The organism is Psychrobacter sp. WY6, assembly GCF_018448495.1.
Lineage (GTDB): Bacteria > Pseudomonadota > Gammaproteobacteria > Pseudomonadales > Moraxellaceae > Psychrobacter.
This window is the reverse complement of record NZ_CP049902.1, coordinates 554,720-568,653: the sequence shown is the minus strand read 5'-3', so window position 1 is coordinate 568,653 and position 13,934 is coordinate 554,720. Positions and strand designations below refer to the sequence as shown.

The following is a 13,934-nucleotide window of genomic DNA, read 5'->3' as shown; positions in this document are numbered from 1 at the left end:
GGCAGGTGTGATTGGCTGTCCTTGAAAAAAGCTCTGGTCGTAAATTTTTGATAGCATCTGGCTCATTTACGGCTATGACTTCGCCGATATAGGTAACAGGCGTGTTGCTACTGTCATTGACAGGTGGTTCAATATGCAGGCAAAGTGAAAGCCAATTCATAATCATCACCGCCAGCCAGCTGACACAACAAGCGCTCAGTTAACTCAGCGTTTGTCAATGCTTTGCTAGTAGGTAGCTGATCGAGATGAATGCGCATACTAACGCTGCTTTGTTGGCAGATATGTCCAATATCTTGATACAGACCATCAGAGATATCTATCATTGCCGTCGCACCAATTTTTGCCAATGCTGCACCCAGTGCAATACGTGGCGTTGGCATATGTAGACGATGCGCAAGCTCAATACCGATAGCAGTATCAGGATGCTGTAGCGCATAAGCGGCATCGCCAAGCGTGCCTGAGACATAGAGTTTGTCGCCAACTTGCGCGCCTGAACGGTAGACGGCTGGCGTCTCTTTGGTGAGTAACCCTTGCGCGCTGATACTAAGCACTAAATTGTCGCTGCGCGTGGTATCACCCCCAATCAGCGTCACCCCAAATAGCTGGCAAGCATGAAATAAGCCTTTAGCAAATTCACTTAACCAGTGCTCATTTGCCAAGCGCTGAGGTAAGGCTAACGCCAGTAGAATACTATGCGGAGTTGCACCCATAGCAGCAATATCTGAGACGTTCACTGCCACGGCTTTATAACCGATGGTAAATGCCAGCTTATTCACTTGTTGCCAATCGGCGCTGAAGTGTCGACCTTGAACCAGTGTATCAATACAGCTTACCAAGCGCGCGCCTGCAGGCAAGCTCATCACCGCCGCATCATCACCAATGCCTTTTTCGACAATGCCTTTGTCGACAATGCTAGACAATGACTGCGCAGCTTGCATTTGGGAGAATATACGCTCAATCAGCTCAAACTCATTCATGATTAGTCTTTGCTGTCTGCATCAGTGCGGTCTGTTTCAATCGCTTTTTTACTCGCTTTAAAGTCACTATTGGCAGTAGCTTTACTAGCACTATTGCGTTTGACAGTAGCATTATTGGCGCTAATACGAGGCTTGTTTGAAGCAGTTGATTTTCCTTCAATGGCAGCTGTATCAGCACTACCTTCTATATCAGCGTTATCGTCAGCATTGGTAGCAGCTTTTATTACAGGTTTAGCAGCCGCTTTTTGTGAGGTGCGTAAATTGGCTTTGCTATCAGCTTCTACTTCAATAGCACGCAGCTCTACCGCCATTTTATCAAGGACGGCATTAATCAATTTATGCGCGTCAGTAGCGCCAAAATGATTATTCAGCTTCATCGCTTCATCAAGTACCACTTTATACGGAATCTCTAAGCGGTTTTGTAGCTCGTAAGCACCAATCAAAAGAATAGCGTGCTCAACGGTGTCCAATTTATCGATTTCACGGTCAAGATGCTGAGAGATAAGGACATCTAGCGCCTCGATTTGCTCTGGAATATCACGCATCATTTCATGATAATAGCCAATATGTACGGTATGCATGGCATTGGTCGCGCGTGTACGAGCGGCGATATCGTGTGGGGCATTGTCTTTCCAGCCAAGCTTACCATCGATATCGAAGCGGCGGTCAGTGACGAGCCATTCGTATAGACCTTGCATCGCAAAGCGTCGCGCTTTACGAATAGCGGTGTGACTGGTCTTGTAAGAAGACTCACTCATATCGAAGATTTGATCACCCGCACTGCTGCTCGCGATGCGCGTGGCTTCAGCTTGTTTTCATTGGTTTGGGCGGTTTTCGCAGCGCTGATAGCGCGCTTGATTGGTCAGTCATAGGGGGTCTATACCTAGTTGCTAAGATAAAAAGTTTTTAAGATAAAAAGTTTTAAATAAAATGTTAAATAGTTAGCTGGCAGGCTTTGCCAGTCGAGTTTTGTAGCGTACTTGGTAACAGTCTTTGTAACACTGACGCTGTGGCTCTCGATAAAAACGAAAGCTCATAAGAACCACAGCGCTCATTAAATAACAAACAGCCTATCAAATGATGGCTTGATTAAGCGTCTTCACTGTCATCTTCAATATCTAACTGTGATAGTACAGCAAGCATTTCCAGTACAACCATTGCCGCTTCTGAGCCTTTGTTACCCGCTTTTGTGCCAGCACGCTCAATCGCTTGCTCAATGCTGTCAGTGGTCAAGACGCCATTGGCAACTGGGATATTATAATCCATAGCTACCGCGCTTAAGCCTTTTGCAGATTCGCTTGCAACGAAATCAAAATGCGGTGTGCTACCACGGATAATCGCACCTAAAGCAACGATGGCATCAAAGCGATCAGACTCAGCGGCGCGCTGTGCAACCAATGGCAATTCAAAAGCACCAGGCACGCGGATAACGGTAATGTTGCTACCCAATACACCATGACGTAGTAGCGCATCAATTGCACCATCTACCAATGATTCAACCACAAAACCATTAAAACGACCGACGACGATACCAATACGAACATCTTTGTTTTGATGTAAATTACCATCGATGTGAGTCACGTCATTGCGCTGCTGTTGTAGATTTGACATAAAAAATCCTTTGCCGAATGGGCTTTTAATTAAAATGTAGGAATAAATAATGCGCTAAAATATCGCTAGGTTCAAATGGCTTATTATCCGTTAGATAATCAGTTAAATGAACGAAAATAAGTGGTTAGCGCTATGATAACATTTTTTTCTGTTTTATTTGTACTTTACGAGCGTACTATAGACGCATTTGTATGCCTTGCGCTGCCATATACGCTTTGGCTTCTTGAACCGTATACTCACCAAAATGGAAGATGCTGGCAGCAAGTACGGCATCGACGCCGCCTTCCAACACCCCTTCGGCTAAATGTTGCAAATTGCCGACGCCGCCTGAAGCAATAACAGGCACATTGACGCGGTTAGTGATTTGCTTCATCAATGCCAAATCATAGCCTTTTTGGTGCCATCGCCATCCATCGAGGTGACCAGTAATTCACCAGCGCCAAGCTCAGCCATTTTGCTCGCCCAAGCAACGGCATCGATACCCGTTGGTTTGCGACCACCGTGGGTAAAGATCTCCCAACGCGGCATGATAATGCCATCAACATTAATGTCTGCAACGCGTTTGGCATCGATAGCCACGACGATACATTGGTTACCAAATTTCTGCGCGCCGCTTCACCGACGAACTCAGGGGTAAATACCGCTGCTGAATTAATCGCTACTTTATCCGCACCTGCATTGAGTAAGTTGCGGATATCCGCAATCTTACGCACGCCACCACCAACTGTCAGCGGAACAAATACCGTCTCCGCCATACGCTCAACGGTATGATAGGTGGTATCGCGCTCATCATTGGTCGCAGTAATGTCCAAAAAAGTAATCTCATCAGCGCCTTGTTCGTTGTAGCGCTTTGCGACTTCAACAGGGTCTCCTGCGTCTTTGATATCGACAAACTGTACACCTTTGACCACACGGCCATTATCAACGTCCAAACAAGGAATGATACGCTTTGCTAACATAGGGACTTTCGCCTTATAATCAATTCATTCTATAAGCGCTAGTCTAGCAAAATCACCGCCATCTCAGGCAGGTTTTCGCAAGATTATTATGCTTTTAGCCAAAGTTTGCTCATGCACGGTACAATCACTGTGATTACCGTCAATATTTATCCTATTTACCTTCTTTTAATTGCCATAAGTGAGATGTCATGTCCGTCTATACCCAGTTAACCGATGACCAGTTTGCCGCTTTTTGCCAGCGTTTTGGCGTGTCATTCGCGCGTGCCATTCCGATCACCCAAGGTATCAAAAACTCTAACTGGTTTATTCAGACGACTGACGATGTAGATGGCGCACACTCTTATGTGTTTACCTTGTTTGAAGAGCGTCCACCAGAAGATATCGAAAAAATGGCGATTATCTTAAATCAACTGGACGGTAAATTACCGGTCGCCGCGCCGTTATCATTGCTTGATTTAGGCGCTGATAGCGCAGAAAAATGCTATGTCATACGCTATGACAATAAAGCGATTACCTTAGTGCCATGCCTAGCAGGCTCGCATCCACAGCAAACCACACAAGCGATGTGTCATGAAATTGGCGCCGCTTTAGCGATGCTGCATGAGACATTGCAAGCACTACAACCTGCGGAAGAATATGGCGTACCTTTATATCCATGGGCGGATGTGCGCGATCGTGAAAGGCAGTTTATGCCAGCTGACGAAGCCAAATTGATGAGTGATATTTGGCAGTCTTATACGGATTTGCCGCTTGCGACATTACCAAAAGGCTTGTGTCATTTAGACATGTTTGCCGATAACACGCTATGGAACTTATCGTTAAATAATAGCCAAAAAGGTGAAGAACGTCTGACAGGGTTGTTAGACTTTACCGAAGTTAGCGTCGAGCATTATGTGATGGATATTGCCATTACCATTAATGATTTTTGTACCACGTGGGGCGATGCTGAGCAGGGTGAGTCGGTGAATTTTGACCGCAGCAAAATGGCGGCTTTCTTGCAAGGCTATGAGTCGAAACGCATGCTCGGTGAAGATGAAAAACGCGCGTTACCAGTGATGCTCGCCAAAGCGGCGGTGATTTTTTGGCTATTACGTCTCAACGTTATTCACTACAACCGTACCGAAGGTCGTACGGGCGATAATATCATGGTCAAAAATCCTGACCTGATGAAACGCCTTGCCGCTTATCATTGGTCACATGTTGAAAAAGCGCAAAGTACAGTGTTTGTACTAGAACATGCGCGTTATAAATGATGATAAAAAAACGATGTCGAAGATTTTAAGATAATCGGTGTGTTTGCGACTGAGCAACAAGCACAAGCTGCTATTGAGCAATTAAAATCACAATCTGGCTTTAAAGAGTATCCAAACGGTTTTCATATTGATGCTTATCCGTTAAATCAAATTCATTGGTCACAAGGTTTCGGTTGCTAATAGAATGATAGCAACGAGTTATATTTAAATATTTAAAAGGAATTTATCATGACCGATCAAGTTGATAACTGGCACAAGCTGGCACGCTACGACACCAATATGCAAGGTGAACTGCATGCCAATCTGCTTCGTAACAATGGTATTACGGTGTCTCTGCAACCGCTGAGTGCGATGCCCGGTATGAACTCTGGGATTGTGCTGTGGGTACAGGATACTGATTTGGCGCATGCACAGCGCATTTTGGCAAATATTGACACCGATGGGGCAACGCCTTATGAGGTGTTTGATGAAACGTCAGCCGCCAAAATTAACCCTACTTTAAATTCTGCACAAGACGACAATAACGGCGGTGAAGTATAAATGTGTCAACTCTTAGGAATGAACTGTAATACCCCAACGGATATTGGTTTTAGCTTTGCAGGGTTTCGTCGTCGCGGTGGCATGACTGATAGTCATGAAGATGGCTTTGGTATTGCATTTTTTGAGCGTAGCGAATGCACTAATAGTGATAAACCAGAGAATGCTTCAACTGGTCTACGCTTATTCCATGACAATCGCCCAAGCCATTTATCGCCCGTGGCTGATTTGGTTAATAACTATCCAATCAAAGCCATGAATGTCATCGCTCATATTCGTAAAGCGACCCAAGGGCAGAATTGTTTGGCAAACACCCATCCTTTTGTCCGCGAAGTCTGGGGTGAGCAGTGGGTATTTGCGCACAATGGGCAAATGAATAGCGAATTTATCAAACGCTGTCAGCGCTTGCAAGACAACGGCAATGCCTCACATTGCCAGCCAGTCGGTTCAACCGATTCTGAGATGGCGTTTTGCTACCTTGTTAATCGTTTAAAAAGTAGCTTTAAATCGCGTCCTGATGACCAAACGCTGTTTAATTTTTTGACCACCCAATGTCGTTATTTATCTGCCAATGGCTTGTTTAATTGCTTGATATCGAATGGTAGCTGGCAATTGGCTTATGCGGGGAGTTTATTGTTTTATCTCACGCGTCAAGCGCCGTTTGGCGAGGCGAAGTTGGCAGATGATGATTTAGCCATTAACTTTGGCGATGTGACGACAGATACGGATAAAGTTACTATCTTAGTCACTGTTCCGCTCACTGAAAATGAGAAATGGCAGCAGTTGGCTGTCAATGAGTGCTTAATATTCCAAGATGGTGATGTTATTTATAAAGACAGCCCAAGTCAGCGTAAGTTTTTGACGATTGAGGAGGGGATTGCGGTGGCACGGTCAGTTGGGGCGAGCGTTTAGAGTTAACATAGGTTAAATATATATCCCACAACACCGCTTAAATTTCTCACCCGACCCGCAAACACACGGTTGCTTTTGGCTGACAGACATTGAAACAGTTGGATCTAAGAAATACCAGCGTGCATCATTATTGATTTTGTCTGTCACCTTCACAAAGGCAGACAATTCATGATGCGCCTGCACTTTCTCTTCTAAAGTACTTGCATTATTAGTTGGCTTGAAATAAGCCTTAAACTCAACTTGCGCATGGCGTTTGCCTAGCTTTGGCGTGTGCGCTACGATTGCTAGTCCTGCCCAATTTGTCTCTTTTGCCCACGATTCAATCGCCTTGATATCCAATAAGTTTTGCTGTGCTGGCAGGGTGGTCTTGATGATATAGTCTGGCTTAATCAAAACAAAGGCACTATAGCGCGTGCGCATGAGACGTTCGGCTGTCTCCGCTTTTATACCCTCTGCTTTGCCAACTTCACCATTATAAAGAGCATCATTATAAACAGCCTCATGATAAGGCTGACAGCAATCTTTATACAGTAGGGGTGAGCTGATAGCGCTTGATGATGGATGAATTTGGCAAGGGCAAACGTGTAGATTAGGTTGCATGTTTTATTCTCATTTTCGCTTGGGTTTTACTGCTTTACCGTATCTTTATCGCAGCATGCTTTTTATCAGTTCTGGCAATATGCCGACTTTTAGCTGTGCCCATGGTGCTGGGTCGCGCAGCTGCTGCCAAAACGCATCAAACGGCGGGGCAAAATAGACCAACATGGCGAGCAGTGTATATAGTAATAAATACCACCACTTATCTTTAGGCTGATAAAACTTCATCGCTGTACCTGATGAGCGCTTCATTTTCATATTCGATAAGTTAACACTATATAGCTCGTCCAATGTTAAATGCACTAGCGCGCCACCGAATAAAAATAAACCGTAAAACCAGCTTGCCGTCAGTGGAAGGTGCAAGACGTAGTAGCTTAAATAAGTCAGCCCCAAACCCAAAATTGCCATATAAGGCACGGAGTGAATCACACCGCGATGCACGGTCATGTTGGTAAAAATAGAGAAAACCACATAACGCATAAAGCCGTAGCCTGCTAGCCATAATGCAATCAGGGCGAGCAAACTCAGTTCACTGCGCCAATGCATGACCAAACCAAAGGCAAAAATAAATGAGGTGATATTAAAGCCAAGTTTAATCGGTGTCGAATTATCAGAATCCAAATCAGGCAGCAGCCCACCGATAGTGCCGAGCGCCACGCAAACTAAAAACCCCGAATCATCAATCAATCCCGCTTTATAAACCGTCAAACTGAGCGTACCACTGACCATGAATGCAACATTCAGGTGGGTGTTAAAATTTGCCATAAAAACTCATCAATAAATAGCGCGCGAAACGATTGTTTCGAGGCGTTTGCCTAGCGGTAAAAAAGCGCACCATAATAGCATAGCGCAGCCAAACGTCTAATAGATAAGGCTCGTATGCCGCGACCGGTTTACCCACTACCTTTGATTCTAATATTTCTTTGGAAAATATATTGATACTTAATAATAGAGCGTTAAACCCTTGTTACGTTTACGATTATGCCACGATTTGACAACGTCTAGACGTTAACAAAGCGCCGCCGTTTTGTTATGGTAAAAGAGCGTTATTGTTAAGTCCTAAAGAGTCGCTTAGCTATTTTGTTAACTCAACTTTATATTGTATTGTGTCAAATAATAACGATTTTGAATGCAACTCGTACAATCTCTATCTAGCCACCAATCCTCAGCATAAACCTATAACCGTTTAGGCTTAGGATCTATAACAACGATAAGGAAGCTACCATGAGTGATATTTTTAATGTAAAAGACACCATTACGGTCGATGGCAAGGAACATGCCTATTACAGTTTGCCAAAGCTGACCGAAACTTTCGAGCACATCAGCAAATTGCCATTTTGCATGAAAATCGTCTTAGAAAACCTATTACGTAATGAAGATGATGGTCAATCTGTCGGCAAAAACCATATCGAAGCGGTTGCTAACTGGGATGCAGGCGCAGAAGCGTCAAAAGAGATCGCCTTTATGCCAGCCCGTGTGGTCTTACAAGATTTTACGGGTGTACCGTCAGTTGTCGATTTGGCAGCGATGCGTGATGCCGTAGTAGAGCTTGGCGGTCGTGCTGAGCAAATTAACCCATTTATCCCGAGTGAATTGGTTGTCGATCACTCTGTACAAGTCGATGCTTATGGCCGAGAAGATGCACTAGACTTGAACGAAAAAATTGAATTTAAACGTAACAATGAACGTTATGAATTCCTGCATTGGGGTCGTAATGCGTTTAAAAACTTTGTGGTCGTACCACCAGCGACGGGTATTGTGCATCAAGTTAACCTTGAATACTTAGCTCGTGTTGTAATGGCTGCTGATGTCAATGTTGATGGTAAAAGCGAGTTGACGGCTTATCCTGATACGGTATTTGGTACTGACAGCCACACGACGATGATTAATGGTATTGGCGTGCTTGGTTGGGGTGTCGGCGGTATTGAAGCGGAAGCGGCAATGCTTGGTCAACCGTCATCAATGCTGATTCCACAAGTGGTCGGCTTTGAGCTAAAAGGTAAACTCACTGAAGGCGTTACTGCGACGGATTTGGTATTGCGTGTGGTTGAAATGCTACGTGCGCATGGTGTGGTTGGTAAATTCGTTGAGTTTTATGGCGAAGGCTTACACAGTATGCCACTGGCGGATCGTGCGACGATTGCCAATATGTCACCAGAATATGGGGCAACCTGTGGTATTTTCCCGATTGACCAAATGGCGATTGATTATTTGCGTCTATCAGGTCGTGAAGAAAGCCAGATTGAGTTGGTCGAAAAGTATGCCAAGGCGCAAGGCTTATGGCACGATGCCGATACGCCAGCGGCAACGTATTCAAGTAAATTAGAGCTCGATTTATCATCGGTACAGCCTGCACTTGCCGGTCCGAACTTGCCACAGCAGCGTATCAATCTATCTGATATGCACGAAAAATTTGGCGAAACTTTAGAAAAAATGACCAAAGACCGCAAGTCAGAAGTCGAAGGCAAGGTACGCTTTGATGAAGAAGGCGGCGAGCAAGAGCAAGCGGATAGACTCTATGCTAAGCCTAATGTTTTCTCTGACGTCAATATCGATGATAAGAGCCATAAATTGCGTGATGGTTCTGTTGTTATCGCAGCGATTACCTCATGTACCAATACCTCAAACCCTGCGGTGATGATTGGTGCAGGTTTGGTGGCGAAAAAAGCCGCTGCAAAAGGTCTAAAAGCCAAGCCTTGGGTCAAAACTTCATTGGCTCCCGGTTCGAAAGTCGTCACCGATTATCTTGAAAAATCTAAGTTAATGGACGAGCTCGAAAAAACAGGCTTCTATTTAGTGGGTTATGGTTGTACCACTTGTATCGGTAACTCAGGACCACTCTTAGAGTCGATTGAAAAAGGTATCGAAGAAAAAGACTTAGTCGCTGCTGCCGTGTTATCAGGTAACCGTAATTTTGAAGGTCGTATTCACTCACATGTAAAAGCGAGCTACTTAGCGTCACCACCACTCGTAGTTGCTTATGCGCTGGCAGGTACGGTTGATATTGACTTAACGACGCAGCCGTTAGGACAAGATCAAGATGGCAAAGATGTCTTCTTAAAAGATATTTGGCCAACGTCAGATGAGATCAATGAGCTGATTGCCAATAATATCGATGCGGATATGTTCCGCAAAAACTACGGTGAAGTGTTTGACGGTAGTGCCGCATGGAACGCTATTAGTTCAGCCGATAGTCAGTTATATCCGTGGAGCGAAGCGTCTACTTATATTAAAAACCCGCCGTTCTTTGATGGTATGACCATGGAGCCAGAAGGTATTCCTGATATCGAAGGCGCACGCATCTTAGGGTTGTTCGGTGACTCAATCACCACTGACCATATCTCGCCAGCGGGTAATATCGATCCAGATTCGCCAGCAGGTAAGTACTTGCAAGAGCGCGGTGTGATGCAAGCCGACTTCAATAGCTATGGCTCACGCCGTGGTAATGACGCGGTAATGACGCGCGGTACCTTTGCCAATATCCGTATCAAAAATACCATGATGGCTGGCAAAGAGGGCGGCTATACTTATTACTTCAACGGCGATAGCGCCACTCTACAAGACGGCAAAGAAATGGCCATCTATGATGCGGCAATGAAGTATAAAGAAGATAAGCGTCCGCTTGTAGTCCTTGGCGGTGCAGAATATGGTTCTGGTTCTAGCCGTGACTGGGCAGCGAAGGGTACGATTTTGCTTGGCGTAAAAGCAGTATTGACCAGCTCGTTTGAGCGTATTCACCGCTCAAACCTCGTCGGTATGGGTGTACTACCATTAACCTTTAAAGACGGTGAAAATGCAGAAACTTATAATCTAGACGGCTCTGAAGTGCTTAGCATTACAGGTCTAGATAATGGCGAGAGCAAGACCGCCAAAGTTACGGCTACACGTGCCGATGGTTCGTCTGAGAGCTTTGATGTCAATGTCATGCTACAGACGCCAAAAGAGCGCGAGTACGTGCGTCATGGTGGTGTATTGCACTATGTGCTACGTCAGTTAGCTGCTGAGAGCAAAAACGCAGCGTAATAGTCAATTGAGCTTAGTATGACAAAAAGCCCAACCCCAGTCAAAGTAGGGGATTGGGCTTTTTTATGGACTTTTCTTCTGCTTATATTTATCGTCTTTACCAATCTCAATTAGTTCAGCATATATATATCTTAATTTACTCTCGTTAACTGAAAGCTCTAAACCTGCTTTATCAAACAATATACAAGTAGAAAGTATAGTGCGGTAAGCTAATTGAAACGGATTAAAATCTAGTGGTAAGCTATATGATTTATATAGACTTCGAGAACCGTGGACCAAGTTTGATCTGAGGTCATATATTTTGCTCAAATCACTCTTCCATCTATCTAGATCACCATGATAAACAGCAATGGTACAAGCTATACGATTACAGAAATTATTTGTTATATCTTTATCAGATAAAGTGACTAATCTTTCCATCGCAGTGACAAGTTTAATAATTTGAGAGTTTTCATTATTATCTTTTGCTGCCTCTCCAAACCAGTAGAATGCGTCAATTAAGCGGTCTGCTAAGCACTCTTTGCTATTGATAGAGCTTGCATGATTAGCAAGCTTGCTTATAACAGTTCCTATATCAGACTTTAAGTCTTCTTCGAATAAATCCCAAAATTCCTTTAAATCCTCATTGAACAAATAGGAGCCTTCAATCCAGTAATCATCATTGCTACTAGCTATATAATGAGTAGTATCTTTATGAAAAGGATGATTCAACAATATTATTTGATCGGCTTTATAGTGATAGGATGTGGTGAAAACTCTAATAACACCATATATGAAATTTGCGACATTCTCTGCTCTGTGCTTACTAAGATTACTAGAGCTCTCTGGTATAGGTATATGTAATAGACAATTGAAGATATCTTCATTACTCTTTATAAAGAAACGATAATGGTCATCCTCTTTGACTTTAGCGTAAATGCTATCTTTATGAATTATTTTTAAATTCCCAATATTTATTTCTTTTTCAGGGCTCAAACCAACTGCATTAAACGGAAAGAAGTAAGTAATCTGCTTCCTACTTCTCTTCGCTCTTTTCTGTGCCCTTGCGCGTAATTTCATACAGCCGGGTGATCAAAACTACCATTATTCTTAATGTATATATTGGAGTTTCTAATCTCAGTTTCTAAATCAAGTACTGTTACACCTTCAGTAAGTCTATATTGCCTTTTGGCTATTTTCTAATATAGTGCATTAAGTATAAAAATGTTATAAGATAAAACATCTCAACAGATATACTCAATTATCATGACTTACTCACTAGATTATCGCAAACAAGTTCTTAAAAGCTTAGCAGATGGCATGACCTTTGCCGAGGCAGCCTTTTTTATGACATTAGTCCAACCACTATTCAAAAGTGGAAGAAACGGCTGCATAGTAAGAGCACTCGCAATGTTACGCCATCAAAAATACCGGATGATGCACTACGCAAAGACGTTGAGCGTTACCCTGATGACTATCACTATGAGAGAGCAAGACGGTTCAACTGTACTGCCCCAGCCATTTGTGAGGCTTTAAAACGCCTAGGCATCAGTCAAAAAAAAGACCTTAGAGCATCCAAAAGCATGTCCAATAAAAAGAGCGGCGTATCAGAGTAAGCTTGATAACTTTAAACAGCAAGGTTATCCCATTGTGTATATGGACGAAAGCGGTTTTGAAAGCCAGACCATTCGTCCTCATGGTTATGCACCGATAGGCAAACCCTGTATCGACAGCTACAACTGGCAAGGTAAAAAGCGAACCAACGTCATTGGGGCTCTATATGAAAAGATGCTATTTGCACTGGATTACTTTGAACACAACATTAACAGCGGCATATTCTACGATTGGTGCAAACACACCCTAATCCCAAGCCTTAAAACCAAATGCGTGATTGTCATGGATAACGCTCGGTTTCATAAAAGTAGACGTATCCAAAAATTACTGAACAGGCATGGTCATCGTATCCTATGGCTGCCGCCGTACAGCCCAGACTTGAACCCTATTGAAAAAAATGGGCTCAAGTGAAGTTTCTACGCCAAGGGTGGATGGAAAATGACTTATCCAAATTATTTTATGATGTTTGTCCTAGACATAACACTTTTGTTTTGAACTGACTATACTTTCTGAGCAGCTGATGAAAAATTGAATTGGATTAACGTGTGATCAATTTCACCTATGTCTTGGGGTGGTTTTAAAGAAGAAACTATACAATCAATATCATTGTAAAAATCACTTTTATATAACTCAGGATCTAGTCTAGATAATTTATTAAGTCTTATTGCTTCAGTTATAATGAAGTTCAAGTCTTCAATATCTTGATTAGCAGCGCTCATAGATTTATACCTTAGCTAATATGGATGACTAGCATGCCTTAACCCACATAATTTAAAAACGTTTATTTAACCCTTCTCAGTCAACAGCCTAATTCCCAAGCCAATAAATACCACACCGCTTATCTTGTTTAAAATGGCTTCGATAGAGGGCTTTTTTCTCAGGTTCTCACTGAATTTTGACGCCAATAATGCTAAGCATAAGCACCATATAAAGCCAGTGACAGCAAAGGTCAGTCCTAAAATGACGAACGACACCATGCTATAAGCATAACTGGCATCGATAAACTGAGGGAAGAACGCCAAAAAGAATAATGCAACTTTTGGATTAAAGGTATTGGTGAGCACACCTTGCTTATATATCTGCCAGTGATCTAAAGGCTGAACGGGCTTTGGCTTCTCGTCATCCTGCAAACTCGCGGCTATCAAAGGCTGTTGTTTACTTATGAGCATTTTGACGCCTAGATAGCACAAATAGCTGGCACCAATATATTTTACGAGCATAAATGCCGTAGGGGAGTTAGCCAGCAACACGGACAATCCTAGCGAAGCCAGTAGCGTATGCACCAGAATGCCTGAAGTAATACCCAACACAGAATAAAACCCTGCCGTTTGCCCCTGCGAAATACTACGGGTAATGATGTACATGCTATCCGTGCCTGGGGTCAGGTTTAACAAAATAGCTGCCATGATAAACCCTAGATAGTTCTCAATCCCGAACATGGTTAAAACGTCCTTGTGTTAAGCCTAAAAATT

General features: G+C 43.4%; 15 protein-coding genes and 1 pseudogene. 7 read left to right on the top strand and 9 right to left on the bottom strand.

Annotated elements, in window-relative coordinates; all coding sequences use genetic code 11:
• Positions 1-128: 128 nt before the first annotated feature.
• The 4 genes and pseudogenes from thiL to hisF form a co-directional block, all read right to left on the bottom strand.
• A complete protein-coding gene (gene thiL / locus G7Y90_RS02845; protein WP_250163337.1) occupies positions 129-977 on the bottom strand; it encodes a thiamine-phosphate kinase in 849 nt (282 codons plus the stop codon).
• Between the two features lie 2 nt (positions 978-979).
• Positions 980-1,735, bottom strand: a complete 756-nt coding sequence (gene nusB, locus G7Y90_RS02840) for a transcription antitermination factor NusB (RefSeq protein ID WP_250163336.1) — start codon at positions 1,733-1,735, stop codon at positions 980-982.
• Between the two features lie 331 nt (positions 1,736-2,066).
• Complete coding sequence (gene ribH, locus G7Y90_RS02835; RefSeq protein ID WP_045445783.1) at positions 2,067-2,588, bottom strand: 6,7-dimethyl-8-ribityllumazine synthase; 522 nt, start codon at positions 2,586-2,588, stop codon at positions 2,067-2,069.
• 175 nt (positions 2,589-2,763) lie between these two features.
• A pseudogene (gene hisF / locus G7Y90_RS02830) lies at positions 2,764-3,547 on the bottom strand (imidazole glycerol phosphate synthase subunit HisF).
• Between the two features lie 188 nt (positions 3,548-3,735).
• Here hisF and G7Y90_RS02825 point away from each other — a divergent pair.
• From G7Y90_RS02825 to G7Y90_RS02810, 4 genes are read left to right on the top strand one after another with little or no spacing between them, the layout of a single operon-like run.
• Complete coding sequence (locus G7Y90_RS02825) at positions 3,736-4,800, top strand: homoserine kinase (RefSeq protein WP_250163335.1); 1,065 nt, start codon at positions 3,736-3,738, stop codon at positions 4,798-4,800.
• Between the two features lie 39 nt (positions 4,801-4,839).
• Positions 4,840-4,980: a hypothetical protein gene (locus G7Y90_RS02820; RefSeq protein WP_250163334.1), complete on the top strand. Its 141-nt coding sequence runs from the start codon at positions 4,840-4,842 to the stop codon at positions 4,978-4,980.
• Between the two features lie 48 nt (positions 4,981-5,028).
• On the top strand, positions 5,029-5,340 hold the full coding sequence (locus tag G7Y90_RS02815) for a putative signal transducing protein (protein WP_227676017.1): 312 nt from the start codon (positions 5,029-5,031) through the stop codon (positions 5,338-5,340).
• Positions 5,341-6,249: a class II glutamine amidotransferase gene (locus G7Y90_RS02810; protein ID WP_201560599.1), complete on the top strand. Its 909-nt coding sequence runs from the start codon at positions 5,341-5,343 to the stop codon at positions 6,247-6,249.
• 12 nt (positions 6,250-6,261) lie between these two features.
• Here G7Y90_RS02810 and G7Y90_RS02805 read toward each other — a convergent pair whose 3' ends face one another.
• A complete protein-coding gene (locus tag G7Y90_RS02805) occupies positions 6,262-6,849 on the bottom strand; it encodes a YchJ family protein (protein ID WP_201560600.1) in 588 nt (195 codons plus the stop codon).
• A 45-nt stretch (positions 6,850-6,894) separates the two neighbouring features.
• Positions 6,895-7,611, bottom strand: coding sequence for a metal-dependent hydrolase (locus G7Y90_RS02800; protein ID WP_193007540.1), 717 nt, complete (start codon positions 7,609-7,611; stop codon positions 6,895-6,897).
• A gap of 459 nt (positions 7,612-8,070) precedes the next feature.
• Here G7Y90_RS02800 and acnA point away from each other — a divergent pair, with 459 nt between their 5' ends.
• On the top strand, positions 8,071-10,869 hold the full coding sequence (acnA, locus tag G7Y90_RS02795) for an aconitate hydratase AcnA (RefSeq protein ID WP_250163333.1): 2,799 nt from the start codon (positions 8,071-8,073) through the stop codon (positions 10,867-10,869).
• Between the two features lie 63 nt (positions 10,870-10,932).
• Here the strand turns inward: acnA and G7Y90_RS02790 are convergent, their stop codons facing one another.
• A complete protein-coding gene (locus G7Y90_RS02790; RefSeq protein ID WP_250163332.1) occupies positions 10,933-11,928 on the bottom strand; it encodes a HEPN domain-containing protein in 996 nt (331 codons plus the stop codon).
• Between the two features lie 272 nt (positions 11,929-12,200).
• Here G7Y90_RS02790 and G7Y90_RS02785 point away from each other — a divergent pair, with 272 nt between their 5' ends.
• Positions 12,201-12,464 (top strand): IS630 transposase-related protein, encoded by a 264-nt coding sequence (locus G7Y90_RS02785; RefSeq protein ID WP_349773408.1) that lies wholly within the window; start codon positions 12,201-12,203, stop codon positions 12,462-12,464.
• Positions 12,439-12,873: an IS630 family transposase gene (locus tag G7Y90_RS02780; protein ID WP_250163916.1), complete on the top strand. Its 435-nt coding sequence runs from the start codon at positions 12,439-12,441 to the stop codon at positions 12,871-12,873. Before G7Y90_RS02785 ends, G7Y90_RS02780 begins: the two co-directional genes overlap by 26 nt.
• Before the next feature lie 89 nt (positions 12,874-12,962).
• Here the strand turns inward: G7Y90_RS02780 and G7Y90_RS02775 are convergent, their stop codons facing one another.
• The gene (locus G7Y90_RS02775; protein WP_250163331.1) at positions 12,963-13,181 is read right to left on the bottom strand and encodes a hypothetical protein; all 219 of its coding nucleotides are present in this window, start codon (positions 13,179-13,181) and stop codon (positions 12,963-12,965) included.
• A 66-nt stretch (positions 13,182-13,247) separates the two neighbouring features.
• Positions 13,248-13,901: a LysE family translocator gene (locus G7Y90_RS02770; RefSeq protein WP_109591996.1), complete on the bottom strand. Its 654-nt coding sequence runs from the start codon at positions 13,899-13,901 to the stop codon at positions 13,248-13,250.
• Positions 13,902-13,934: the final 33 nt, after the last annotated feature.